The following is a 23,139-nucleotide window of genomic DNA, read 5'->3' as shown; positions in this document are numbered from 1 at the left end:
CCGCCAGAACTCCGAATGGGGAGCCATCCCCGGTTCATTGGGATTGGAGGGCAGGGGCCACAAAGGGTCTGTCTTCCGCCACATCGCCGAAAGAAAGAAGGACCTACATCTATGGCCAAAGTCATTGGTATTGACCTCGGAACAACAAACTCTTGCGTCGCAATCATGGACGGCTCGCAGCCTCGCGTTATCGAAAACGCTGAAGGCGCTCGCACGACCCCATCCATTGTGGCCTTCACTGACGATGAGCGTCTGGTTGGCCAAGCCGCCAAACGCCAAGCGGTGACCAACCCATCCAACACAGTCTTCGCCGTCAAACGCCTGATCGGCCGTCGTTTCGACGACAAGGATCTCGCGAAAGACAAAAAGAACATGCCGTTCGATATCGTAAATGGCGGTCAGGGCGATGCGTGGGTCGAAGCTGGCGGCGACAAGTATTCGCCCGCGCAAGTTTCTGCCTTCATCCTGCAAAAGATGAAAGAAACCGCTGAAAGCTATCTCGGCGAAGATGTCACTCAGGCGGTCATCACCGTACCAGCCTATTTCAACGACGCCCAACGTCAGGCCACCAAAGACGCCGGCAAGATCGCGGGCCTCGAAGTGCTGCGCATCATCAACGAGCCGACTGCCGCGGCGCTTGCCTACGGTCTCGACAAAAAAGAAACCAAAACCATTGCCGTTTATGACCTTGGTGGCGGTACATTCGACATCACCATCCTTGAAATCGACGACGGCCTCTTTGAGGTGAAGTCTACCAACGGCGACACGTTCCTCGGCGGTGAAGATTTCGACATGCGCATCGTCTCCTACCTAGCGGATGAGTTCAAAAAGGAAAACGGTGGCGTCGATCTGACGAAAGACAAAATGGCGCTGCAGCGTCTGAAAGAAGCTGCCGAAAAAGCTAAGATCGAGCTGTCCTCCAGCCAGCAGACAGAGATCAACCAGCCGTTTATCTCGATGGACCCGAAAGGTGGCCAGCCACTGCACATGGTCATGAAGCTGACCCGCGCCAAGCTGGAAAGCCTCGTCTCCGACCTGATCAAAAACTCGATCAAGCCATGTAAAGAAGCGCTGAAAGACGCGGGACTTTCGACTGGTGATATCGATGAGATCGTTCTTGTCGGTGGTATGACCCGGATGCCAAAGGTTATCGAAGAGGTTACAAAATTCTTCGGAAAAGAGCCTAACAAAGGCGTAAACCCGGACGAAGTAGTCGCCATGGGCGCCGCCGTTCAGGCCGGTGTTTTGCAAGGTGACGTCAAAGACGTTGTTCTGCTCGACGTGACCCCGCTGTCTCTGGGTATCGAGACTTTGGGCGGTGTCTTCACACGCCTCATCGACCGCAACACCACCATCCCGACCAAGAAGTCGCAAATCTTCTCAACCGCTGAAGACAACCAAAACGCGGTAACGATCCGCGTCTTCCAAGGCGAGCGCGAGATGGCCTCCGACAACAAAATGTTGGGCCAGTTCAATCTGGAAGAAATCCCACCAGCACCACGCGGCCTGCCGCAGATCGAAGTGACCTTTGACATCGACGCCAACGGCATCGTGTCGGTCGGCGCCAAAGACAAAGGTACCGGTAAGGAACAGGCGATCACGATCCAGGCCTCCGGCGGTCTCAGCGACGACGAGATCGACCAAATGGTCAAGGACGCCGAAGCCAATGCAGAAGCCGACGCAGAACGCAAAGAGCTGGTCGAAGCCAAGAACCAGGCCGAAGGTCTGATCCACGGCACCAAAAAGTCGCTCGAAGATCACGGCGACAAGGTCGACGGCTCCACTGTGGAGGTCATCGAACTGGCAATCAAAGCGCTTGAGGAAGTTCTGGAAACAGAAGACGCTGGCAAGATCAAAGGCGGCATCCAGAACCTGACGGAAGCGTCGATGAAACTGGGTGAGGCCATCTACAAGGCCAGCCAGGATGAAGCGGCCGCCGCACCCGATGGCGACGCCGAGCCCGACGACACGCCACGCGGCGTAGATGACGATATTGTCGACGCTGATTTCGAAGACCTCGACGACGACAAACGCGCGTAAGTGGCGCTGAAACCCAAACTGTTTGAGGCCGGCCGAACTAAAGCGGCCGGTCTCATGGGTTTTCAGGGGAGACCTGTGTAAATGGCAAAACGTGACTATTACGACGTACTTGGCGTCCCAAAAGGGGCCTCAGCCGATGAGTTGAAAAAAGCCTATCGCGGCAAAGCGAAGGCGTTGCACCCAGATCGCAACCAAGACAATCCAGACGCAGAAGCGCAATTCAAAGAAGCCAATGAGGCCTACGAAGTCCTCAAAGACGCTGACAAAAAAGCGGCTTATGATCGCTATGGCCACGCCGCGTTCGAAGGCGGAATGGGCGGCGGCGGGCAACGCGGCCCCGGTGGCGGCGATTTCTCAAGCGCGTTCTCGGACGTATTCGAAGACCTGTTTGGCGACTTCATGGGCGGGCAGCAACGTGGCGGGCGCGGACGCGCCTCGCGCGGCTCAGATCTGCGTTACAACCTGCGCATCACGCTCGAAGACGCGTTCAACGGCCTGCAAAAAGCGATCACCGTCCCAACATCTGTGTCCTGTACCTCCTGTGACGGCACCGGGGCCGAAGGCGGCGCCGAGCCGCAAACCTGTCCGACCTGTTCCGGGATGGGCAAAGTACGCGCGCAGCAAGGCTTCTTCACTGTTGAGCGTACGTGCCCAACATGTTCCGGCGTCGGCCAGATCATCAAAAACCCATGCAAAACCTGCGGCGGGGCAGGGCGGGAACAAAAAGAACGCTCCCTCTCTGTCAACATTCCTGCGGGCGTCGAAACAGGCACACGGATCCGCCTTGCTGGTGAAGGTGAAGCCGGTTTGCGCGGCGGCCCATCCGGTGATCTCTACATTTTCATCGAGGTTGCACAGCACGATCTATTCGAACGCGACGGCGCTGATCTGTTCTGCCGCGTGCCCGTCTCCATGACCACCGCCGCGATGGGTGGCGATGTCGAGGTGCCGACAATCGACGGCGGAAAATCCCGCGTCAAAGTCCCGTCAGGCAGCCAATCCGGTCGCCAAATGCGCCTGCGCGCCAAGGGCATGCCCGCGCTGCGCGGCAGTGGCCAAGGCGACATGTTCATCGAACTTGCGGTCGAAACCCCGGTCAATCTGACCTCCAAGCAGAAAGAACTGCTGAAGGAATTTGAACAGATGAGCCAGGAAAACAACCCAGAGCTGTCCGGGTTCTTCAAGAAGGTCAAATCCTTCTGGGACGGCTCAGCGTAGCAAAACGCCGGGTGGGTCACAGGCCCACCCGCCCGCCTTACCCGACCTTACACGCAGCCATCACTGCCATGTTCAAAATGTCATTGGCTGTCGACGTATAGGCGCAAAGCTGGACCGGTTGATCCAACCCGCTCAAGATCGGGCCAATCACTGTCGCGCCAGCCATTTCCTGCATCAATTTGACAGAGATCGACGCCGAATGCCGCGCCGGGACCACCAGAATATTCGCAGGGCCCGTCAATTTGCAAAACGGGTAATCCGCCATCACATCAGGGTTCATGGCAACATCAACAGTCATCTCGCCGTCAAATTCAAAATCGACGCCGCGCCGCGCCAAAACCTCTGGCGCATGCGCCATTTTCTCAGCCCGCTCACTGACCGGGTACCCAAATGTCGAAAAGCTGACAAATGCCACGCGTGGCTCTAGCCCCAATGACCGCGCAGCGCCCGCCGCACGTATCGCAATATGTGCCAAATCATGCTCGTCAGGCCATTCATGCACCAGAGTGTCGGAAATCAAGACAATCCGCCCCTTGTGCAGAAGCGCTGTCACACCAACGGCGCCATCGGCCTCCGACACATCAAAAACGTGGTTCAATAGACCCAAAACCTGCGCAGATTTGCGTGTTGCGCCCGTTACCAAACCGTCGCCATGCCCATGCGCCAGCATCAAGGCCGCAAACACATGCCGGTCACGCGCCGCAAGCCGATGCACATCCTGATGATCATAGCCTTTGCGCTGCAAGCGCTGATACAGGAAGTTCCGGTACTCGTCCAAATGCTCCGAATTGCGCGCGTTTACGATTGTTAATTCGCGGTAAGCGTCTGACAACCCGACAGAATCCAACTTCTCGCGTACATCATCTTCGCGCCCCACGACCAAGGCCTGCCCAAGGCCAGACCGCGAATAAGACACCGCCGCACGCAACACCCGCACGTCATCGCCTTCGGCAAAAATCATTCGCGCTTGCGTCTTTTTCGCCCGGTTGAACAACCCGTCCAACATGCTCGCCGTCGGGTCCAGCCGCGCACGCAGGTCGGCCTCATATTGTTCAAAATCAACAATCGGTTTTCGCGACACCGCCGTATCAATCCCGGCCTTCGCAACCGCTGGCGGGATCGTGAAAATCAACCGCGGATCAAACGGCGTCGGAATAATGTAATCACGCCCAAATGTCAGTTTGCGCCCATAGGCCATGGCGACCTCGTCGGGCACATCCTGACGGGCAAGCTTCGCCAAAGCCTCCGCGCAAGCGATCTTCATCGCGTCATTAATCGTGCGCGCGCGGATATCCAACGCCCCCCGGAAAAGATAGGGAAAACACAGTACGTTGTTGATTTGATTGGGGTAATCCGACCGTCCAGTCGCCACAATCGCATCCGGCCGCACCTCATGCGCATCCTCTGGCGTGATCTCTGGATCGGGGTTCGCCATCGCAAAGATCACGGGGTTGTCCGCCATGGATTTCACCATCTCCTGCGTGACAGCGCCCTTTGCCGACACGCCCAGAAACACGTCAGCCCCCTTCATTGCGTCTTCCAATGTCCGATCCGTGGTCTTCGCCGCATGTGCCGATTTCCACTGATTCATGCCATCGGTGCGCCCTTGGTAAATGACGCCCTTCGTATCGCAAGCGATGCAATTGTTGTGCTTGGCCCCCATCGCCTTGATCAGCTCAACACACGCAATCCCAGCGGCCCCCGCACCATTCAAAACGATCTTCACATCTTCGATTTTCTTGCCCGTCAGGTGCAAAGCATTCAGCAACCCCGCCGCACAAATCACGGCGGTCCCGTGCTGGTCGTCATGGAAGACGGGAATGTCCATCTCCTCACGCAGCCGCTGTTCAATAATGAAACACTCCGGCGCCTTGATGTCCTCAAGGTTAATCCCGCCAAAAGACGGCCCCATCAAACGCACCGCGTTAATGAATGCATCGGCGTCTTCAGTGTCTAACTCTAGGTCAATCGAGTTCACGTCGGCGAAACGCTTAAACAATACCGACTTGCCTTCCATCACCGGCTTGGACGCAAGCGCCCCCAAATTGCCCAGCCCCAAAATCGCTGACCCGTTTGAAATGACCGCAACCATGTTGCCTTTGGTCGTGTAGTCATAGGCCGTGTCAGGATTTTCCGCGATCGCTTCCACCGGCACGGCAACGCCCGGCGAATACGCCAGCGAAAGGTCGCGCTGCGTTGCCATCGGGGTCGAGGCGTTGATCTCGATCTTCCCGGGTGTCGGTTCAAGGTGGTAGCTCAGCGCCTCTTCGGGCGTCACGCGCGTGCTTTTGGTCATGATTTAGTTTCCTATTGGGCCGAGGATCATTGTTAACCACGCATTTCCCGTCACACAACCGATTGCCCCTTTCACCCGCCGAACGGCGTTTGTAGACTCGCCCGAACACGCGACCAGGGGGATATTCGTGGCCACGACCAGCGCATCCGTGACGCCCATGATGGCACAATTTCTGGAGATCAAAGCCCAGTACCCCAACGCGCTGCTTTTCTACCGCATGGGCGATTTCTACGAGATGTTCTTCGACGATGCCGTCGCAGCCGCCGAAGCGCTCGATATTGCCCTCACCAAACGCGGCAAACATCTGGGCCAAGACATACCGATGTGCGGCGTCCCCGCGCATTCGTCTGAAAATTATCTGCTGTCCTTGATCCGCAAAGGCTTTCGCGTCGCCGTTTGCGAGCAGATGGAAAACCCGGCAGAAGCGAAGAAAAGAGGCTCTAAATCAGTCGTTCGACGCGATGTTGTCCGCCTTGTCACCCCAGGCACGCTCACCGAAGACACCCTGCTCGACGCCCGGCGCAACAATTTTCTTGCCGCTTTCGCGGATATTCGCGGCGAATGCGCTTTGGCTTGGGTCGATATCTCGACGGGCGCATTTCGCGTCACGCCTTGCCCCTTAGTGCGGCTCGGGCCTGACCTCGCACGGCTTGCCCCACAAGAATTGCTGCTATCAGAAGCCAGTTTCGACAGTTTTGATGAGCTGATTACAGACACCGGCCTCGCCGCGATCCCACTTAGCCGGTCCAGTTTCGACAGCACGTCGGCCGAGAAACGCCTGCTTAACCATTTCGAAGTCGGCTCACTCGACGCATTTGGAAGTTTCACCCGGGCCGAGCTGTCCGCCATGGGCGCGATCTTCGACTATCTCGAAATCACCCAAATAGGCCAAATGCCGCGCCTCAATCCGCCGGTGAAAGAAGAAGCCAGCCGCGTCATGCAAATCGATGCCGCGACGCGACGAAATCTTGAGCTGACACACGCGCTTTCAGGCGGGCGCGAGGGATCGCTGATGTCCGTCATCGACCGCACCATGACAGCAGCGGGCAGCCGTTTGCTCGACCGCCGTGTCGCGAGCCCAACAACCCATTTGGCAACATTGCACCAACGCCAAAGCGCGGTGACCTTTTTCTTCGACACGGCAAAAGCCCGTGACCTGGCGCGCGACGCACTTCGAAAAGTCCCCGATATTGACCGCGCGCTCTCGCGCATCTCACTGGAACGCGCGGGGCCGCGCGACCTGGCATCTGTACGAAATGGACTGGAACAGTGTCTATTCTTGCAAGAAACACTCTCGCAATTTGACCTACCTGATCTCCTGTCAGCGGCTTTGAACAATCTAAAAGGGCACGATGATCTGATCGCGCTGCTAACTGACGCTTTGGTCGCCGAACCGCCCCTGCTCGCCCGCGACGGCGGTTTTGTGGCCAGCGGCTACGACGCCGAGCTTGATGAAATGCGCCACCTGCGCGACGAGGGCCGCAAAGTCATCGCGGAAATGCAGGCAGACTACTCAGAAACAACTGGCATCACCGCGCTCAAGATCAAGCACAACAACGTCCTTGGCTACTTCATTGAAACCACCAGCACCCACGCCGAAAAGATGCTGTCCGCGCCTTTGTCGGAAACCTTCATTCACCGCCAAACCACCGCCAATCAGGTTCGATTCACCACGGTTGAGCTGTCCGAATTGGAAACCAAAATCCTCAACGCCGGCGGTCGCGCGACAGAAATCGAAAAGCGCATTTTTGCGGAACTCAGCCAAAAGGTCGCTGAAGCCGGTGCGCAGCTCACCCAAGCCTCCGACGCATTGTCCGAAATTGACCTCGCATCCGCGCTTGCTGATCTTGCGGTTGCCGAAAACTGGACATTGCCCAAAGTTGACGAAACCCGCGCCTTTGATATCCGCGATGCGCGTCACCCTGTGGTCGAACGCGCCCTGCGTGCGCAAAGTGGTGCGCCGTTTGTCGCAAACTCCTGCGACCTCAGTGTAGAGGACGATAAATCAAACATCTGGTTGCTCACTGGCCCCAACATGGCCGGTAAGTCGACCTTCCTGCGTCAAAACGCAATAATCGCGCTTTTGGCCCAAATAGGGTCTTATGTGCCCGCCTCCAACGCCCATATTGGCCTCGTTTCGCAACTGTTCAGCCGGGTCGGCGCCTCAGATGATCTCGCACGCGGTCGCTCGACCTTTATGGTCGAAATGGTCGAGACCGCCGCGATCCTGAACCAGGCCGATGCCCGGGCCTTGGTCATTCTCGATGAAATCGGGCGGGGCACTGCCACCTATGACGGGCTGTCCATCGCTTGGGCCACGATGGAGCATCTGCACGACGTCAATTCCTGCCGCGCGCTGTTCGCGACGCATTACCATGAACTCACCGCGCTCGCCTCAAAGCTCGACGGTGTCGATTGCGCCACCGTCGCCGTCAAAGAATGGGAAGGCGACGTGATCTTCCTGCATGAAGTGCGCAAGGGGGCGGCCGACAGGTCGTACGGCGTTCAGGTCGCCAAACTTGCTGGATTGCCCGACGCCGTTGTCGAACGCGCGCGCGTGGTTCTGGATGCTTTGGAAAAAGGCGAACGAGAAGGCGCTGCAAATCCAAAAGCCCTGATCGATGACCTGCCGCTCTTTGCTGCGACCCCGGCCCCGGTGCCTCAAAAGCAAAAGGCTTCGCAGTTGGATGCCCGGATGGAAGACATTCTACCCGACGAGCTGACCCCCCGCGAAGCCTTGCAGCTTCTTTATGAACTTAAGGACCTAGCCGGGCGTGGATGACACCCCGACCTGCGCCGCGCGCAGCAGCCGGTCATGCAACATGAACCCTTCGGTCATCACCTGAATGATGTCGCCCGCCTTCGTGTCAGGCAAAGGCGCTTCAAACATCGCCTGATGCAACTGCGGGTCAAACTTATCGCCGACTTCCGGCACAATAGGGTCGATTTTGTGCTTCCCGAAGACCGAAATCAGCTCCCGCAGGGTTAGCTCAACGCCCTCAAAAACGCCCTTCGCGGCTTCGCGTTGCGCCTCGTCCGCCGAATCCAGCGCGCGTTTCAGATTGTCGTAAACAGGCATCAAATCACGGGCCAGTTTTGAACCGCCATACTGCTCAGCTTCACGCCGATCACGTTCGCCCCGTTTGCGAATATTCTCCGCATCCGCCATGGCGCGCAGCAGCCGGTCTTTCAGCTGCTTGTTCTCGTCGCGCAGCTCATCCAGCTCATCAGCAGATTCTTCAACGATATCGACCTCTTCCTCGGCATAAGCCTCAAGCGGGTCTTCCAAAAATTCTTCTTCGTCTCTCATGTCACTCATGTCCGGGCCTTAACCATCCGAAATCATCTTGCCGATCAGTTTCGCGGTGTAGTCGACAATCGGCACGATACGTCCGTAATTCAGACGTGTAGGACCAATCACACCAACGGCGCCAATCACCTTTCGATCAGCGTTCATATAGGGACTTACGACCAGAGAGGAACCCGAAAGTGAAAAGAGTTTGTTCTCTGATCCAATAAAAATGCGCACACCCTCGCCATCTTCGGCCAGTTCCAGAAATTCGGCGATATCGCGCTTACGTTCGAGGTCATCAAACAGCGTGCGGATCTCGGTCCAGCCCTTCGTCATCTTCCTCACCCAACAGGTTGGCACGGCCCCGTACCATCAGTCGTTCGTTGCGCTCACCCTCATTTTCCCAAACCGCGATCCCGGCCTCGACCATATGACGGGCCAGTTCATCAAGCTCTTGCCTGCGGATTTTGATCTCAGCAACGATCCGGTCCTGAAGCTCTGATATCGTGCGCCCCTCAGCCATAGCGTTCAGAAAGTTTGCGGCCTCTCGCATCGACGACGGCGTTTGCCCCAAGGGCGGCTCAAACACGCGGTTCTCAACATGCCCATCCGCAAAGACCAACACCACCAAGGCACGATCCGGGGCCAGGCTGACAAATTCGATATGCTTGATCGGCGCTTCATGTTTCGGCGCCAAAACAAGGCTTGCGCCCTGTGTTAGACCCGAAAGCGCGTTGCCGACATTGTCCAGCATCGTGGTCACATCAGGCTGATTGGTCTTCACCGTCCGCTCAATCTGGCTGCGATCCGCATCGTTCAGATCGCTCACTTCCAGCATGCCATCGACAAACATCCGCAAGCCTTGTTGCGTCGGAATCCGTCCCGCAGACACATGCGGGCTGCCCAACAGCCCCAGATATTCCAAATCCTGCATCACGTTACGAATGGTTGCAGCGCTGACTTTTTCAGACATTTCGCGGGTCAGCGTGCGCGATCCAACCGGATCGCCGCTCACCAGATACCCCTCAACAATCCGCTGAAACACCTCCCGGGAGCGGTCCGTCATTTCGTTCAGAAGGCTGGCGTTTTCAATGCTCATTCAAATGCTCCGACGACATGCCTTTTTAAGGAGCGCCAAAGGTGCTTGCAACCCGAACGGCGCGGGGCGTATGCATCAGACAACCCAATTTACAGGAGCCGGCATGCGACCTTCAGGACGAGATTTAGACACGATGCGCCCGATTTCAATCGAAACCGGCGTCACCAAATATGCCGAAGGGTCCTGCATGATCAAATGCGGTGAAACCCACGTGCTGTGCACCGCCACTTTGGAAGAACGTGTGCCCCCGTTTTTGCGAAATTCCGGCCTTGGTTGGGTGACTGCGGAATACGGCATGCTGCCACGGGCAACCCACACCCGCATGCGACGCGAAGCGAAGAACGGTCAGTCGGGCCGCACACAAGAAATTCAACGCCTTATAGGCCGCGCACTGCGCGCAGGTGTCGACCGCGTTGCCCTTGGCGAACGTCAGATCAGCATCGACTGTGATGTCATTCAGGCCGATGGCGGCACGCGCTGCGCCTCAATCACCGGCGGCTGGGTTGCGCTGCGTTTGGCCGTTAACGCGCTGATGAAAGCAGGCGACATTACATCTGATCCCCTGACCGATCACGTCGCCGCCGTCAGCTGCGGCATCTATGCCGGTCAGCCGGTCCTTGATCTTGACTACGTCGAAGACAGCGATGCCGGCACCGACGCCAATTTCGTCATGACAGGTGCCGGTGGTTTGGTTGAAATCCAAGGCTCCGCAGAAGGCGCGACCTTCTCCCGCCCTGAATTCAATCAGCTTATGGATTTGGCCGAAAAAGGTGTGGCGGAACTGGTCGCGGCCCAGAAAGCCGCTGTCGCCTGATGCGTAAATTCACCGGCGATACCTTGCTTGTGGCCACGCATAACGCGGGCAAGCTGGAAGAAATGGTGCATCTTTTCAAACCCTTGGGCATCACCGTCCAAGGCGCGGCGGAGCACAACCTGCCCGAACCCGAAGAAACGGAAACCACCTTCGTCGGCAACGCCCGAATCAAGGCCCATGCCGCCGCCAAAGCAACCGGCCTGCCCGCCTTGTCTGACGACAGCGGTATCGAAGTCGACGCTTTGGACGGTGCCCCTGGTGTGTACACCGCCGACTGGGCGGAGACGGAAAATGGCCGCGATTTCGTGATGGCCATGACCAAAACCCATACCAAAATCATTGAGACTGGCGCACCAAAACCATGGACAGCGCGGTTTCGCGCAACCCTCGTATTGGCTTGGCCCGATGGCCATGACGAGGTGTACGAAGGCAAAGTCGAAGGCACGCTCCAATGGCCAATGCGCGGCGCAGATGGCCATGGATACGACCCAATGTTCCAACCTCAAGGTTATGACATCACCTTCGGCGAAATGGATTGGGCAGAGAAAAACCGCATCTCCCACCGGGCCGACGCATTCGCAAAACTGGTGAAAGCCTTTGACGCCTGAACCTTGGCGCACAGCCGGTTTCGGGCTCTACATTCACTGGCCCTATTGCCAGGCGAAATGCCCCTATTGCGACTTCAACAGCCACGTAGTGAAGTCCATCGATCAAAACCGCTGGGCCCGCGCGTATCTGAGCGAACTGGATCGCGTCGCAGCCGAAACCGATGGACGCGTCCTCGACACGGTTTTCTTTGGCGGCGGCACACCAAGCCTGATGGATCCGGACTTGATCGACCAAATCATGGATCGCATCCGTCGCAACTGGTCCATCGCCAATGATTTCGAAGCCACGATGGAGGCAAATCCATCATCGGTAGAAGCCGCCCGTTTCAAAGCCTACCGCCATGCCGGCATCGACCGCGTCTCGCTTGGGATTCAGGCCTTAAAAGACATCGACCTAAAAGCTCTCGGACGTCTTCATTCTGTGGCGGAAGCGCAAACCGCGCTCGACATCGCCAGAACCACCTTTGACAGGGTCAGTTTTGACCTGATCTACGCGCGGCAAAACCAGACACTGGACGACTGGCGCACAGAGCTTAACCAAGCCCTCTCTTTTGAAACCAGTCATATGTCGCTTTACCAGCTGACGATCGAGGACGGCACGGCCTTCGGCGACCGCTTTGCAGCCGGGAAGCTGCGCGGCCTACCCGACGAAGATCGCGCCGCCGATATGTATGAGCTGACGCAAGAACTCACCCAAGCCGCCGGCATCCCCGCTTATGAGGTGTCCAATCATGCGCGCCCCGGTCAGGAAAGCCGTCACAATCTGATCTACTGGCGCGGCGGCGACTATCTGGGCATCGGTCCGGGCGCACATGGGCGGCTGACTATCGGCGCAAACCGCATCGCGACCGAAACCAGTCTTATGCCAACGGCGTGGCTGTCGGATGTTGAAACCAAAGGTACAGGCGAAAGCGCGCGTGAAACGCTCACAACCGACGCGCGGGACAACGAATATCTGATGATGGCGCTGCGCATTGATAAAGGTGCTGATTTGAACCGGCTTTCAGACGGCTTCATGGAAAATTATTCCAATAAAATCAATAGCTTGGTAGAAATGGGTTTCCTTAACCTAGGCGCGGACGTGCTCTCCGTGCCAGCCCAGAAACGTCCCCTGCTCAATGCAATCCTGAAAGAGCTCTTAACCTAGCCCGTCACTGTCTTCGAAAGCTTGCGGCACAGTTCGTCCAACTGCTCAAAGCTCTTGTAATTGACAGTCAGCTTACCCGACTCGCCATCTTTGACGTGGTCAATGTTGACCTTCATCCCCAGCGCGGCTTCCAAGTCGCTTTCCAGCGCCCGCGTATCAGCATCTTTCATCTCGGCAGGCGCTGTCGCCGCAGACTCTTTGGCACTTTTCGTCACGCCAGATTTCGCAAGCTTTTCCGTCTCACGCACCGACAGACCTTTTGTGATCACAATTTTGGCAAGACCAGTCGGATCATCTGCCGTAATCAAAGCACGCGCGTGCCCGGCAGACAGCTTGTCCTCCCGCAACCAGGTCAAAACCTCCTTCGGCAGGTTCAACAACCGCATCAGGTTCGCAATATGGCTCCGGCTTTTTCCCAATGCCGTCGACAACTGCTCCTGCGTGTGGCCATAGGTTTCCTGCAACTGCCGGTAGCCCAACGCCTCTTCCACCGCGTTCAGGTCGGCACGTTGCACATTCTCAATGATCGCAATCTCAAGCACTTCGCTGTCAGAGAAACTGCGGATAACAACCGGAACCTCATGCAGCCGCGCCATCTGCGCCGCCCGCCAGCGGCGTTCCCCCGCAACAATCTGGTAGCGCCCATCTGATTTCGGATCAGACCGCACGATAAGCGGTTGAATGATCCCCTTCTCAGCAATCGACGCCGACAGCTCTTTCAGCGCTTCCTCGTCAAAATCGCGGCGCGGCTGGTCCGGGTTCGGGACAACCTGTTCGATCGGCAAGCTCTGATCCGCGGCCTTTGGCGCAGCCCCACGCCCGTCGCGATCCGAAACATCCACATCCGCCATCAATGCCGACAAGCCCCGGCCCAATCCGCGTTTTTCTTTTTCGGCCATTGCGAACCCCCTAAGCTCGTTCAGAAATTTCGCGCGCCAGCGCTTTATAGGCAACAGCGCCACGCGATGTCGGGTCGTAATTGATAACCGGCATCCCGAAAGATGGGGCCTCACTCAGCCTGACATTGCGCGGGATCATCGTTTTGAAAACGAGGTCCTGTAAGTTCTCCCGCGCGTCTTGCTCAACCTGATAACACAAGTTGTTGCGGCGGTCATACATGGTCAACACAATACCTTCGATGCGCAGCGCTGAATTGGCGGTTTCCCGCACTTCCCGCACCGATAGCATCAACTGCGACAGACCTTCCAACGCGAAGAATTCTGCCTGCAACGGGACCAACACAGAATCAGACGAAACCATCGCGTTCAATGTCAAAAGGTTCAACGAAGGCGGGCAATCGATCAGGATGTAATCAAACCCCATCGCGCTCGCGTCCGCGCTGCGCAGTGCATCCTTCAGCAAGAACACACGCCGCGCTGTTGAGACCAGCTCCAAATCGGCGGAACTCAAATCCGTCGTCGCAGGCGTAATCCATAAGTTGGGCGCTGCCGTCGGGATCGCCACGCGCTCCAGCGGTGTTTCGTTCAAAATCAGATCATAGGTCGAGACTTTGCGGTCTTTTTGCTCAATCCCCAAACCAGTAGACGCATTGCCCTGCGGATCCAAATCAATCAGCAAAACCTTCTTGCCCCGCGCTGCAAGCGCTGCGCCCAGATTGATCGTCGTCGTGGTCTTCCCGACCCCACCTTTTTGGTTGGCCACTGAAATAATGCGCGGTGTCGTGGTCATTAATCAGCCTGGCCCAATGTTTGAAACTTCAAGAATGCACGCATCGCTCAGCGTCCTGCTTGGATGTTTTTGAAGATCAAACGCCCGTGACGCAAGCGCTTCCTCTATCTCAGCGTCAACATTCGCGCCCTTCATCAACAAGCCACGCCCAGCAGGGTCCAAATGACGCTCAACCATGCCAATAAGCTTGGGCAACGGGGCAAGCGCCCGTGCAGAAACAACATCTGCGGCCTGCGGATCAGCGTGCTCGATCTGCTTTGCTAACACCGTCACACCTAAATCAAGCTGGGCAGAGACCGTCTGAAGAAACGCACATTTCCTCAGATCAGATTCGATCATGCTGACCTTCAAGTTCGGATGGCTCTCAGCCGCGACAATCGCCAGAATAAGCCCGGGTAAACCGCCACCTGATCCGATATCACACAATGTGCCCGCTGTTTCGGGCAAAAATCTTGCGACTTGGGCAGAATCAACAATGTGGCGCTCCCAAAGATTAGGCAGCGTCGAAGGCGACACCAGATTGATTTTCTGGTTCCATTTCACCAAAAGCGCGGCAAATTCTTCTAATCGGTCGAGTGTTTCACGTGAAACATCGGCGACCTGCTGTAGAGCCCTCTGAGCCGTCTCATCAGCCCTCATGCAGATTTCTTGGCCTTATTCTTCAATGTCGCCAGGATAAGCGTCAAAGCCGCCGGTGTAATCCCGTCAATTTTTGCTGCTTGCGCGATACTCTCGGGCCGGTGCTTCAAAAGCTTCGACTTCATTTCATTCGACAGGCCTTCAATCTCAGCAAACGGAAAATCCACCGGAATCGTAACGCGTTCGTCTTTTTTCAAAGACATCGCATCGCGGTTTTGCCGGTCAATGTAGTTCGCATAAAGTGCATCCCGTTCGATTTGTTCAGCGATCTCGCTAGGCACATTTGCCAGTTCAGGCCAAATTTCGGCAACCTTTGCAAAATTCACATCCGGAAATGCCAGCAAATCCAGCCCACTGCGCCGCTTTCCATCTGCTTTGATCTTTATTCCAGATGGAGCTACGTCCTGCGGTGAAACGGCTTTATCTTCCAAAACGCCCCGCGCATTGTCCAACTGATCCATTTTCGAATGGAAGCGTTCCGCACGCGCATCACCAACCAGGCCCAGTGAAATACCACGTTCCGTTAACCGTTGATCCGCGTTATCCGCCCGCAATGTCAGTCTGAACTCAGCCCGTGACGTAAACATTCGATAAGGTTCGCTCACACCGCGCGTCACCAAATCATCCACCATGACACCGATATAAGCATCAGACCGGCTCAAGCTCACAGCGTCTTGGTATCGCGCAGCCCGCGCCGCGTTCAAACCAGCCAACAAGCCTTGGGCACCAGCTTCTTCATATCCGGTGGTCCCGTTTATCTGCCCGGCTAGGTAAAGCCCTGCGACATCCTTTAGCTCCAAACTGTGTTTCAAAGCACGCGGATCGACATAATCATATTCAATCGCATAACCCGGCTGCAGAATTTCAACCTGCTCCAACCCAGCGATAGATCGGACATAGGCTTCCTGCACGTCCACGGGCAATGACGTCGAAATGCCGTTGGGATAGATCGTCGGATCATCAAGCCCCTCAGGCTCCAGGAACACCTGATGCGAGGTTTTATCAGCAAAACGAACGACTTTGTCCTCGATGGACGGGCAATATCGTGGGCCAACACCGTCGATATGACCGCCATACATGGCCGAGCGTTCTAGGTTTTCACGGATAATCTCATGCGTTTTCTCGTTGGTATGCGTGATTCCGCAGGAGATTTGGTCCGCCTTCGCCCGATCGGACATGAAGGAAAACAGCACCGGGTCCGCGTCACCCGGCTGCATTTCAAGCGCGTCCCACTGAATAGTACGCCCATCCAATCGCGGCGGTGTGCCTGTTTTCAAACGACCAAGCGGCAGACCAAAGCTATCGATCCGCTCTGCAAGCGTTACTGACGGATCATCGCCGACACGCCCACCGGGCCGCGAAACGTCTCCCACATGGATAACACCGCGCAAAAACGTGCCGGCCGTCAAAACAACGGCTTTTGCAGAAATCTCAGACCCGTCGCCCAAGATAACACCAGCCACAGCCCCATCGCTAATCTTTAGGTCTGCAACCTCAGCCTCTATCACATCCAACCCAGCTTGCGCGGCAATCGCGCTTTGGATGGCTCTGCGATACAACGCCCGATCTGCCTGCGCCCGCGGGCCTTGCACCGCGGCGCCCTTGCTACGATTAAGCAAGCGAAACTGAATGCCCGCCGCATCAGCAGCACGGCCCATAAGCCCATCCAGCGCGTCGATCTCCCGAACCAGATGCCCTTTGCCAAGCCCACCAATCGCCGGGTTGCAGGACATAACGCCAATGGTGGCCGCTTTATGCGTCACCAGCGCAGTCTTGGCGCCAACGCGTGCAGACGCAGCAGCCGCCTCCGTCCCTGCGTGGCCGCCACCGATCACAATCACATCGAACTCTGAATGTTTCACGTGAAACATGTCCCTTACTTACCGAGGCAAAAGCTCGCAAAAATTTCGTCTAGCAGAATTTCCGTATCGATACGACCGACCAAGGATTCGAGCGCGCGGATAGCGATTCTTAGCTCTTCCGCCGCCAATTCTGATCTTTCCATGCCGCGATCTAATTCATCCAACGCGTTTTGCAAAGAGGCAGCGCCCGTTTCCAGCGCCTCCAAGTGCCGCGCCCTGATCGCCAGTGAAGCGCCGCTTGCCTTCATTTCAAGCTGCGCAGTCACCTGATCAACCAAATCCGTGACGCCTTCCCCGGTAAGGCCAGAGACGCCAGACCCCGACACATCCGCCTTGCCTTCGACAACCAGATCATTCGGGCCCGGTTGAAATCCCGCTGGCCGCACATCCCCAGCCGTCAGCAAGATACGCAGGTCGGCCCTGTCCGCGCGCTGCAATGCGCGTTCAATACCCAGCGCCTCTACCACATCATCCGTGTCGCGCAAACCTGCCGTATCAAGGAAGGTGACCGGCAACCCGCCAAGGTCCATCCGCACCTCGATCACGTCCCGGGTCGTCCCCGCCACTGAGGACGTAATCGCCGCGTCGCGACCCGCCAGCGCATTCAGCAAAGTCGACTTGCCGACATTGGGCTCCCCCAAAATCGCCACCTCGAAACCGTCCCTGATCCGTTCCGCAGCACGCGCGCCTGATGCCTCATCCTGCAGCTGCGCAAACACGCCAGCTGTCAGCGACTTCACCTCTGGCGTCACATCAACCGGAACGTCCTCATCCGCAAAATCAATCGTCGCTTCCAATAAGGCCGCAGCCCGGATCAAATCACGCCGCCAAGCTTCAACCCGTTCCCCCAGCGCCCCGTCAAACACCCGGATCGCCTGCAGCCGCTGTGCCTCCGTCTCCGCATCGATCAGATCAGCGAGCCCTTCGACCTGCGCCAAATCCAACCGCCCGTTCTCCAACGCACGGCGGGTAAACTCACCTGCCTCCGCCAAGCGAAGACCTTCGACCCGACCAAGCGCTGCAAGAACCGCGGAAATAATCGCGGGGCTGCCATGGGTTTGAAACTCGACAACGTCTTCGCCGGTGAAGCTACGACCGGCCTCAAACCCCAGCACCAAAGCCTCGTCGATCAGCACTCCGTCCGCGTCTGTCAACCGTCGCACACTGCGACCGTTCACCCGTGCCCCACACAAAGACACACACGCATCCTGCGCCAAAGGACCGGACACGCGGATAATCGCAACCCCCGCCTTCCCCCGAGCCGAGGCTAACGCATAAATCGTATCCATCCCAATTAACCTTTTGTTTTAAAACAAAAAATCAGGGATGAGCGCCCGAATAGCCTAGGCGTTCATCGAATCGAAGAATTCATCATTGGTCTTTGTTTGCTTGAGCTTGCCCAGCAAGAACTCAATCGCATCCGTCGTCCCCATCGGGTTCAGAATACGGCGCAGCACAAAGGTTTTCTGCAGATCTTTCGCATCGACAAGCAGCTCCTCTTTCCGCGTACCGGACTTGAGAATATCCATCGCCGGGAAGACGCGCTTATCAGCCACCTTACGGTCCAGAACGATCTCGGAGTTACCCGTGCCTTTGAATTCCTCAAAGATCACCTCATCCATGCGCGACCCGGTATCGATCAGCGCTGTCGCAATGATCGTCAAGGATCCACCTTCCTCGATATTCCGCGCGGCACCAAAGAACCGTTTCGGACGTTGCAGCGCATTCGCATCCACACCACCGGTCAGAACTTTACCCGAAGACGGAACAACCGTGTTGAACGCACGACCAAGTCGCGTGATCGAATCCAGCAAGATGACAACATCGCGTTTATGCTCGACCAAGCGCTTGGCCTTCTCAATCACCATCTCAGAGACGCCCACGTGGCGCGTGGCAGGCTCATCGAAGGTAGAGGACACAACCTCCCCCTTCACACTGCGCTGCATGTCTGTGACCTCCTCAGGGCGCTCATCGATCAGCAGAACGATCAGATAGCACTCAGGATGGTTTTGCTCGATGCTCGACGCGATGTTTTGCAGCAGCACGGTCTTACCTGTGCGCGGCGGCGCCACGATCAGCGACCTCTGGCCTTTCCCAATCGGCGCCACCAGATCGATGATCCGGGCAGAGCGGTCTTTGACCGTCGGATCCGCCGTCTCCATTTTCAGCCGCTCATCAGGGTAAAGCGGCGTCAGGTTGTCAAAGCTCACCTTATGACGCGCTTTCTCAGGCTCCTCGAAATTGATCGAGGTCACCTTGTTGATCGCGAAATAGTTCTGACCTTCTTTCGGCGCATCCATCACACCGTCAACTGTATCCCCCGTCCGCAAGCTATGCTGACGGATCATCTCGGGCGAGACATAAATATCATCCGGGCCCGGCAAATAGTTGGCCTCGGGCGAGCGCAAAAAGCCGAAACCATCCTGCAGCACTTCCAACACGCCATCGCCAGAAATCTCCCATCCATCATCCGCACGTTCCTTAAGGATGGAGAACATGATGTCCCCCTTGCGCATGGTGGACGCGTTCTCAATCTCAAGCTCTTCGGCCATATCAACCAGATCAGCCGGCTTTTGCTTCTTGAGATCAGACAGGTTCAGTTTTTCGTCAGATGTCGGTTCTTCGGACATCTCAATTTCATCAGACATGAAAGTGTTCCTATGACACGCGCCAATCGACCCAGACGGGCCCGCACGATGTTTCAATGTAAATTCGGAAATCAGCCACACCGGACGGCGCGCTGTTTTTTTCTCAACTAAGCGCCCGTACCCTGCGAGTCAATCAAAACGGTCTCACGACGACCGAGATCACGATGACGATCATAAGCACAGTCGGCACTTCATTCATCATCCGGTACTGTTTGCCCGTCAGTACATTCTGACCAGCGACAAAGTCTTTGCGCCGCTTTCCCAGCCAGTGATGAAACCAGGTCATCGCCAGAACGCAGATAAGCTTCAGCCAAGGCCAGACCTCAGACCAATCGATCACCCCAAGCGCCACCATGTATAACCCAGCGGCCCAAGTTACGATCATCGCCGGGTTCATGATGACACGCAGCAGCTTCATTTCCATCATTTGAAACAGCGCGTCCGTCGCGCCACCCACACTGACTTTCTCAGTATGATGGACAAACAGACGAGGGAGGTAGAAGATCCCAGCCATCCAGGAGATCACGGCCATGATATGGACCGCCTTCACCCACGGGTACAAAGAATAGAAAAAGTCGGACAAGTGCCTCTCGCTTTCAAGTATCCCTCTTAAATACAATAAGAAGAAAGAAAAGATGTTGTTGTATGTAGGGCCTGTGGATAACGGGGATCAAATAGGTGTCCACAGTTTTGCGTCATGTGGGAAAAGCCAGAAAACTTATCACGAGAAGTATATTTAATCTTTATATTTCAATGTATTAGATAGATTGAACTCTGTTGATATCCTGTTGGGTAACTCCCGCGTCACCGATTCCCACACAGCCCATCTTTGCAACAGCACACATCCAATAACCTCTGGGACCAAATTAGAGCATTGTTAATGAAACCACTCTTCTGCCAAACAGGCGGGGATAACTAAATATTAATCCATTCGTTTTCCTGCCACTTCCCCTCAGACTTACCCACATGCCCGCGCCGCTTTTGCTTGCCTCTCAATCCGAAATTCGCCGCACGCTGCTGGAAAATGCCGGCGTGATGATAGAAGCTATGCCCGCCCGCATTGATGAAGACACGATCACCGCCAGCCTTTTGGCCGAGGGCGCCAAGCCCCGCGATATTGCCGACGCATTGGCCGAATATAAAGCCCAAAAACTGGCGTCGAAGTATCGCGACCGTCTTGTTCTGGGCAGCGACCAAGTGCTCGATCATGATGGCACCCTGCTGTCAAAACCCCAAAGCCAAGATGACGCCATCGCGCAACTACAATCCTTGCGCGGCACATCGCACCGGCTGTTTTCGGCGGCGGTCATCTATGAAGATGCCAAACCGGTCTGGCGCGCGGTGAAAGAGGCAAAACTCACCATGCGCCATTTTTCCGACGCATATTTGCGCGATTATGTAGACCGCAATTGGAATGAGATTAAATATTGCGTTGGCGGCTATCAGCTGGAAGCCGAAGGCGCGCGACTGTTTGCTCACGTGATGGGCGATTACTTCACCGTGTTGGGGATGCCATTGCTGGATATCCTGAACTACCTAAGTCTAAGAGGGGCGATAGACGGATGAGCCTTCCACCCATCCCTTTGGCCGGTGTCATCGGGCACCCGATCGCGCATTCCAAATCACCGCAGCTGCATGGGCATTGGCTGAAACGCTATGGCATCAATGGCCACTATGTGCCAATGGATGTCGCCAGCAGCGATCTGGCCCATGTGCTCGACATTCTGCCCAAGGCCGGGTTTCAGGGCGTCAACGTCACCATCCCGCATAAAGAGCCCGTGCTCGATATCGCCGACGTCATTTCTGACCGCGCCGCTCTGATCGGGGCCGCCAACACGCTGACCTTTCAAAGCGACGGCAAGCTGCACGCCGACAACACTGACGGCGTCGGCTTCATCTCGAACCTCAAGCAAAACGCACCGCATTGGCAGGCAAGCGATGGCCCGGCGATTGTGCTGGGCGCCGGTGGCGCCGCCCGCGCGGTTGTCGCGGCCCTTCTGCATGAACGCGTCCCGCATATCCTGCTCGCCAACCGCACCCGCGCCCGCGCTGATGCGCTCAAAGCCCATTTCGGCGCCAAGATCGAAGTCGTCGATTGGAACGGCATCACCGCCCGCCTCGATGAAGCACATACCCTGATCAACACCACCTCGCTCGGCATGGCGGGGAAGGAGGATCTGAAACTCTCCCTCGACAACTTGAACGCAAACGCGCTCGTCACCGATCTGGTCTACACGCCGCTGACAACGCCATTGCTCGCCGCCGCGCATGCCAAGGGCTGCGCTGTGGTTGACGGGCTCGGCATGCTGTTGCACCAAGCAGCACCGGGGTTCGAACGCTGGTTCGGCAAAACCCCCGAAATCGACGAAACGCTGCGTAAGGAAATGCTAAGGTGACACAGGGCCCAATCTTGATTGGCCTGACCGGGTCTATCGGGATGGGCAAATCGGCAACCGCGCAAATGCTGGCCGATCACGGCTTCCCGGTCTGGGATGCCGACGCCGCCGTTGGTCGCCTGTATTCTAAGGGCGGCAAGGCGATTGAACCCATCCGAACCCTCGTGCCCGCCGCAATCGTGGACGGCGCGGTCAGCAAAGATGTCCTCAAGGCGGAAATCAAGAAATCCCCCGACCTGCTGCTCAAAATCGAAAGCCTCGTCCACCCGCTGGTCAAGCAAGACCGCCGTGACTTCGCCGAGCAAAACAACGGCGCCGAGATGATCGTGTTCGACGTCCCCCTGCTCTTTGAAACCGGGGCCCACAAAAAGGTCGACCACGTCGTTGTCGTCTCCACCACGCCCGAAAATCAGCGCGCCCGTGTCCTCGCACGCGGCACGATGGATGAGCCGACCTTCAACATGATCATGCGCAAGCAAACCCCGGATGCCGAAAAACGCGCACAGGCCGATACCGTCATCGACACCGCCACGCTGGACGGCGCCCGCGCGCAGGTGCAAGACTTGGTCGAAAGACTAAGGGCAGCACATGCGTGAGATCGTACTCGACACCGAAACCACAGGCTTTGAGCCGGGCGAAGGCGACCGCATCGTCGAAATCGGCGCGGTTGAGCTCAGCGGTCACATGCCCACGGGCCGCGTCTACCACCAATATATCAACCCCGAACGCGCAATGCCCGCCGGCGCGTTTGAGGTGCACGGCATCGGCCCCGATCTGCTGACCCCGCCACAACCCGCGCAACCCGGTCAGGTAATCCTGAAAGACAAACCTGTCTTCGCCGATATCGCGCAGGCCTTCCTTGATTTCGTCGGCGACGCCAAGCTGGTCATCCACAATGCCGCTTTCGACATGAAATTCCTGAATGCGGAGCTCGGCTGGTGCAACAAACCCCTGCTGCCCAATGATCAGGCCCTCGACACGCTCGCCATCGCGCGCAAGAAATTCCCCGGCTCCCCCGCGTCGCTCGACGCGCTATGCCGCCGCTTCGCCATCGACAATACCGCCCGCGAAAAACACGGCGCCCTGCTCGACAGTGAAATTCTGGCGGAAGTCTATCTGGAGCTGATCGGCGGCCGCCAACCCGACCTGGTCCTGAGCGGTACAGGCGGTCAAAACGCAGGCGGCCCCTCCGACGACTGGCGCCCCACCGCCCGCCCGACGCCACTGCCAAGCCGTCTGACAAGTGAAGAAAAAAATGCCCACGACGCTTTCCTAAACCAACTCGGCGACGCACCACTTTGGAAGCAACTGCACTGAATTCAAAAGTCCGCTTAGCACACATAGCAGACATTTTTTTCAGGCTTCACTGATGCAGCATTTGTTTGCGTTTG

The 23,139-nt window shown here is 56.8% G+C and carries 19 protein-coding genes and 1 pseudogene; 10 read left to right on the top strand and 10 right to left on the bottom strand.

Annotated features, from left to right (window positions below):
- Positions 1-111: 111 nt before the first annotated feature.
- Together dnaK and dnaJ are read left to right on the top strand one after the other, a co-directional pair.
- Positions 112-2,040, top strand: a complete 1,929-nt coding sequence (gene dnaK / locus ACZ1G7_RS12610; protein ID WP_472659741.1) for a molecular chaperone DnaK — start codon at positions 112-114, stop codon at positions 2,038-2,040.
- Between the two features lie 81 nt (positions 2,041-2,121).
- A complete protein-coding gene (gene dnaJ, locus ACZ1G7_RS12605) occupies positions 2,122-3,258 on the top strand; it encodes a molecular chaperone DnaJ (protein ID WP_472659740.1) in 1,137 nt (378 codons plus the stop codon).
- 37 nt (positions 3,259-3,295) lie between these two features.
- Here the strand turns inward: dnaJ and ACZ1G7_RS12600 are convergent, their stop codons facing one another.
- Positions 3,296-5,554, bottom strand: coding sequence for an NADP-dependent malic enzyme (locus ACZ1G7_RS12600; RefSeq protein WP_472659739.1), 2,259 nt, complete (start codon positions 5,552-5,554; stop codon positions 3,296-3,298).
- Positions 5,555-5,711: 157 nt separating this feature from the next.
- On the opposite strand from ACZ1G7_RS12600, the gene mutS reads away from it, so the two are divergent.
- Entirely contained in the window at positions 5,712-8,336 is a 2,625-nt protein-coding gene (gene mutS / locus ACZ1G7_RS12595) for a DNA mismatch repair protein MutS (RefSeq protein WP_472663728.1), read from the top strand.
- On the opposite strand, the gene ACZ1G7_RS12590 is transcribed toward mutS, so the two are convergent.
- Both ACZ1G7_RS12590 and hrcA read right to left on the bottom strand, forming a co-directional pair.
- Positions 8,319-8,873, bottom strand: coding sequence for a nucleotide exchange factor GrpE (locus ACZ1G7_RS12590; RefSeq protein ID WP_472659738.1), 555 nt, complete (start codon positions 8,871-8,873; stop codon positions 8,319-8,321). The genes mutS and ACZ1G7_RS12590 overlap by 18 nt on opposite strands.
- Before the next feature lie 9 nt (positions 8,874-8,882).
- A pseudogene (gene hrcA, locus ACZ1G7_RS12585) lies at positions 8,883-9,945 on the bottom strand (heat-inducible transcriptional repressor HrcA).
- Between the two features lie 103 nt (positions 9,946-10,048).
- Here hrcA and rph point away from each other — a divergent pair.
- Genes rph through hemW form a run of 3 tightly spaced genes read left to right on the top strand, consistent with a single transcriptional unit; the run spans position 10,049 to position 12,514 of the window.
- On the top strand, positions 10,049-10,759 hold the full coding sequence (gene rph / locus ACZ1G7_RS12580) for a ribonuclease PH (RefSeq protein WP_472659737.1): 711 nt from the start codon (positions 10,049-10,051) through the stop codon (positions 10,757-10,759).
- On the top strand, positions 10,756-11,367 hold the full coding sequence (gene rdgB, locus ACZ1G7_RS12575) for an RdgB/HAM1 family non-canonical purine NTP pyrophosphatase (RefSeq protein WP_472663727.1): 612 nt from the start codon (positions 10,756-10,758) through the stop codon (positions 11,365-11,367). The genes rph and rdgB overlap by 4 nt, the downstream gene beginning before the upstream one ends.
- Entirely contained in the window at positions 11,357-12,514 is a 1,158-nt protein-coding gene (hemW, locus tag ACZ1G7_RS12570) for a radical SAM family heme chaperone HemW (RefSeq protein ID WP_472659736.1), read from the top strand. The genes rdgB and hemW overlap by 11 nt, the downstream gene beginning before the upstream one ends.
- Here the strand turns inward: hemW and ACZ1G7_RS12565 are convergent.
- From ACZ1G7_RS12565 to ACZ1G7_RS12535, 7 genes are all read right to left on the bottom strand, one after another.
- On the bottom strand, positions 12,511-13,413 hold the full coding sequence (locus tag ACZ1G7_RS12565) for a ParB/RepB/Spo0J family partition protein (RefSeq protein WP_472659735.1): 903 nt from the start codon (positions 13,411-13,413) through the stop codon (positions 12,511-12,513). The genes hemW and ACZ1G7_RS12565 overlap by 4 nt on opposite strands.
- 10 nt (positions 13,414-13,423) lie before the next feature.
- Entirely contained in the window at positions 13,424-14,203 is a 780-nt protein-coding gene (locus ACZ1G7_RS12560) for a ParA family protein (RefSeq protein WP_472659734.1), read from the bottom strand.
- Positions 14,204-14,206: 3 nt separating this feature from the next.
- On the bottom strand, positions 14,207-14,842 hold the full coding sequence (rsmG, locus tag ACZ1G7_RS12555; protein WP_472659733.1) for a 16S rRNA (guanine(527)-N(7))-methyltransferase RsmG: 636 nt from the start codon (positions 14,840-14,842) through the stop codon (positions 14,207-14,209).
- On the bottom strand, positions 14,839-16,713 hold the full coding sequence (gene mnmG / locus ACZ1G7_RS12550) for a tRNA uridine-5-carboxymethylaminomethyl(34) synthesis enzyme MnmG (RefSeq protein ID WP_472659732.1): 1,875 nt from the start codon (positions 16,711-16,713) through the stop codon (positions 14,839-14,841). The genes rsmG and mnmG overlap by 4 nt, the downstream gene beginning before the upstream one ends.
- 5 nt (positions 16,714-16,718) lie before the next feature.
- Complete coding sequence (gene mnmE / locus ACZ1G7_RS12545; RefSeq protein WP_472659731.1) at positions 16,719-17,993, bottom strand: tRNA uridine-5-carboxymethylaminomethyl(34) synthesis GTPase MnmE; 1,275 nt, start codon at positions 17,991-17,993, stop codon at positions 16,719-16,721.
- Positions 17,994-18,047: 54 nt separating this feature from the next.
- Positions 18,048-19,352, bottom strand: a complete 1,305-nt coding sequence (gene rho, locus ACZ1G7_RS12540; RefSeq protein WP_472659730.1) for a transcription termination factor Rho — start codon at positions 19,350-19,352, stop codon at positions 18,048-18,050.
- 133 nt (positions 19,353-19,485) lie between these two features.
- Positions 19,486-19,884, bottom strand: a complete 399-nt coding sequence (locus ACZ1G7_RS12535; protein ID WP_472659729.1) for a CopD family protein — start codon at positions 19,882-19,884, stop codon at positions 19,486-19,488.
- Positions 19,885-20,318: 434 nt separating this feature from the next.
- Here ACZ1G7_RS12535 and ACZ1G7_RS12530 point away from each other — a divergent pair, with 434 nt between their 5' ends.
- Genes ACZ1G7_RS12530 through dnaQ form a run of 4 tightly spaced genes read left to right on the top strand, consistent with a single transcriptional unit; the run spans position 20,319 to position 23,065 of the window.
- On the top strand, positions 20,319-20,918 hold the full coding sequence (locus ACZ1G7_RS12530; protein ID WP_472659728.1) for a Maf family protein: 600 nt from the start codon (positions 20,319-20,321) through the stop codon (positions 20,916-20,918).
- Complete coding sequence (locus ACZ1G7_RS12525) at positions 20,915-21,748, top strand: shikimate dehydrogenase (protein ID WP_472659727.1); 834 nt, start codon at positions 20,915-20,917, stop codon at positions 21,746-21,748. Before ACZ1G7_RS12530 ends, ACZ1G7_RS12525 begins: the two co-directional genes overlap by 4 nt.
- A complete protein-coding gene (gene coaE, locus ACZ1G7_RS12520; RefSeq protein ID WP_472659726.1) occupies positions 21,745-22,344 on the top strand; it encodes a dephospho-CoA kinase in 600 nt (199 codons plus the stop codon). Before ACZ1G7_RS12525 ends, coaE begins: the two co-directional genes overlap by 4 nt.
- The gene (dnaQ, locus tag ACZ1G7_RS12515) at positions 22,337-23,065 is read left to right on the top strand and encodes a DNA polymerase III subunit epsilon (RefSeq protein WP_472659725.1); all 729 of its coding nucleotides are present in this window, start codon (positions 22,337-22,339) and stop codon (positions 23,063-23,065) included. The genes coaE and dnaQ overlap by 8 nt, the downstream gene beginning before the upstream one ends.
- Positions 23,066-23,139 lie beyond the last annotated feature (74 nt).

This window comes from Litoreibacter sp. JB4-2, assembly GCF_055693445.1.
The sequence above is the reverse complement of the archived record's forward strand: the minus strand, read 5'-3'. Positions and strand labels throughout refer to the sequence as shown.

What these genes read in the sequence shown, in the direction of transcription:
- dnaK (WP_472659741.1), top strand. Translation starts at nt 112, where the DNA reads ATGGCCAAAGTCATTGGTATTGACCTCGGAACAACAAACTCTTGCGTC.
- dnaJ (WP_472659740.1), top strand. Translation starts at nt 2,122, where the DNA reads ATGGCAAAACGTGACTATTACGACGTACTTGGCGTCCCAAAAGGGGCC.
- ACZ1G7_RS12600 (WP_472659739.1), bottom strand. Translation starts at nt 5,554, where the DNA reads ATGACCAAAAGCACGCGCGTGACGCCCGAAGAGGCGCTGAGCTACCAC.
- mutS (WP_472663728.1), top strand. Translation starts at nt 5,712, where the DNA reads ATGATGGCACAATTTCTGGAGATCAAAGCCCAGTACCCCAACGCGCTG.
- ACZ1G7_RS12590 (WP_472659738.1), bottom strand. Translation starts at nt 8,873, where the DNA reads ATGAGTGACATGAGAGACGAAGAAGAATTTTTGGAAGACCCGCTTGAG.
- rph (WP_472659737.1), top strand. Translation starts at nt 10,049, where the DNA reads ATGCGACCTTCAGGACGAGATTTAGACACGATGCGCCCGATTTCAATC.
- ACZ1G7_RS12565 (WP_472659735.1), bottom strand. Translation starts at nt 13,413, where the DNA reads ATGGCCGAAAAAGAAAAACGCGGATTGGGCCGGGGCTTGTCGGCATTG.
- ACZ1G7_RS12560 (WP_472659734.1), bottom strand. Translation starts at nt 14,203, where the DNA reads ATGACCACGACACCGCGCATTATTTCAGTGGCCAACCAAAAAGGTGGG.
- rsmG (WP_472659733.1), bottom strand. Translation starts at nt 14,842, where the DNA reads ATGAGGGCTGATGAGACGGCTCAGAGGGCTCTACAGCAGGTCGCCGAT.
- mnmG (WP_472659732.1), bottom strand. Translation starts at nt 16,713, where the DNA reads ATGTTTCACGTGAAACATTCAGAGTTCGATGTGATTGTGATCGGTGGC.
- mnmE (WP_472659731.1), bottom strand. Translation starts at nt 17,993, where the DNA reads ATGGATACGATTTATGCGTTAGCCTCGGCTCGGGGGAAGGCGGGGGTT.
- rho (WP_472659730.1), bottom strand. Translation starts at nt 19,352, where the DNA reads ATGTCTGATGAAATTGAGATGTCCGAAGAACCGACATCTGACGAAAAA.
- ACZ1G7_RS12535 (WP_472659729.1), bottom strand. Translation starts at nt 19,884, where the DNA reads ATGGCCGTGATCTCCTGGATGGCTGGGATCTTCTACCTCCCTCGTCTG.
- ACZ1G7_RS12530 (WP_472659728.1), top strand. Translation starts at nt 20,319, where the DNA reads ATGCCCGCGCCGCTTTTGCTTGCCTCTCAATCCGAAATTCGCCGCACG.
- ACZ1G7_RS12525 (WP_472659727.1), top strand. Translation starts at nt 20,915, where the DNA reads ATGAGCCTTCCACCCATCCCTTTGGCCGGTGTCATCGGGCACCCGATC.
- dnaQ (WP_472659725.1), top strand. Translation starts at nt 22,337, where the DNA reads ATGCGTGAGATCGTACTCGACACCGAAACCACAGGCTTTGAGCCGGGC.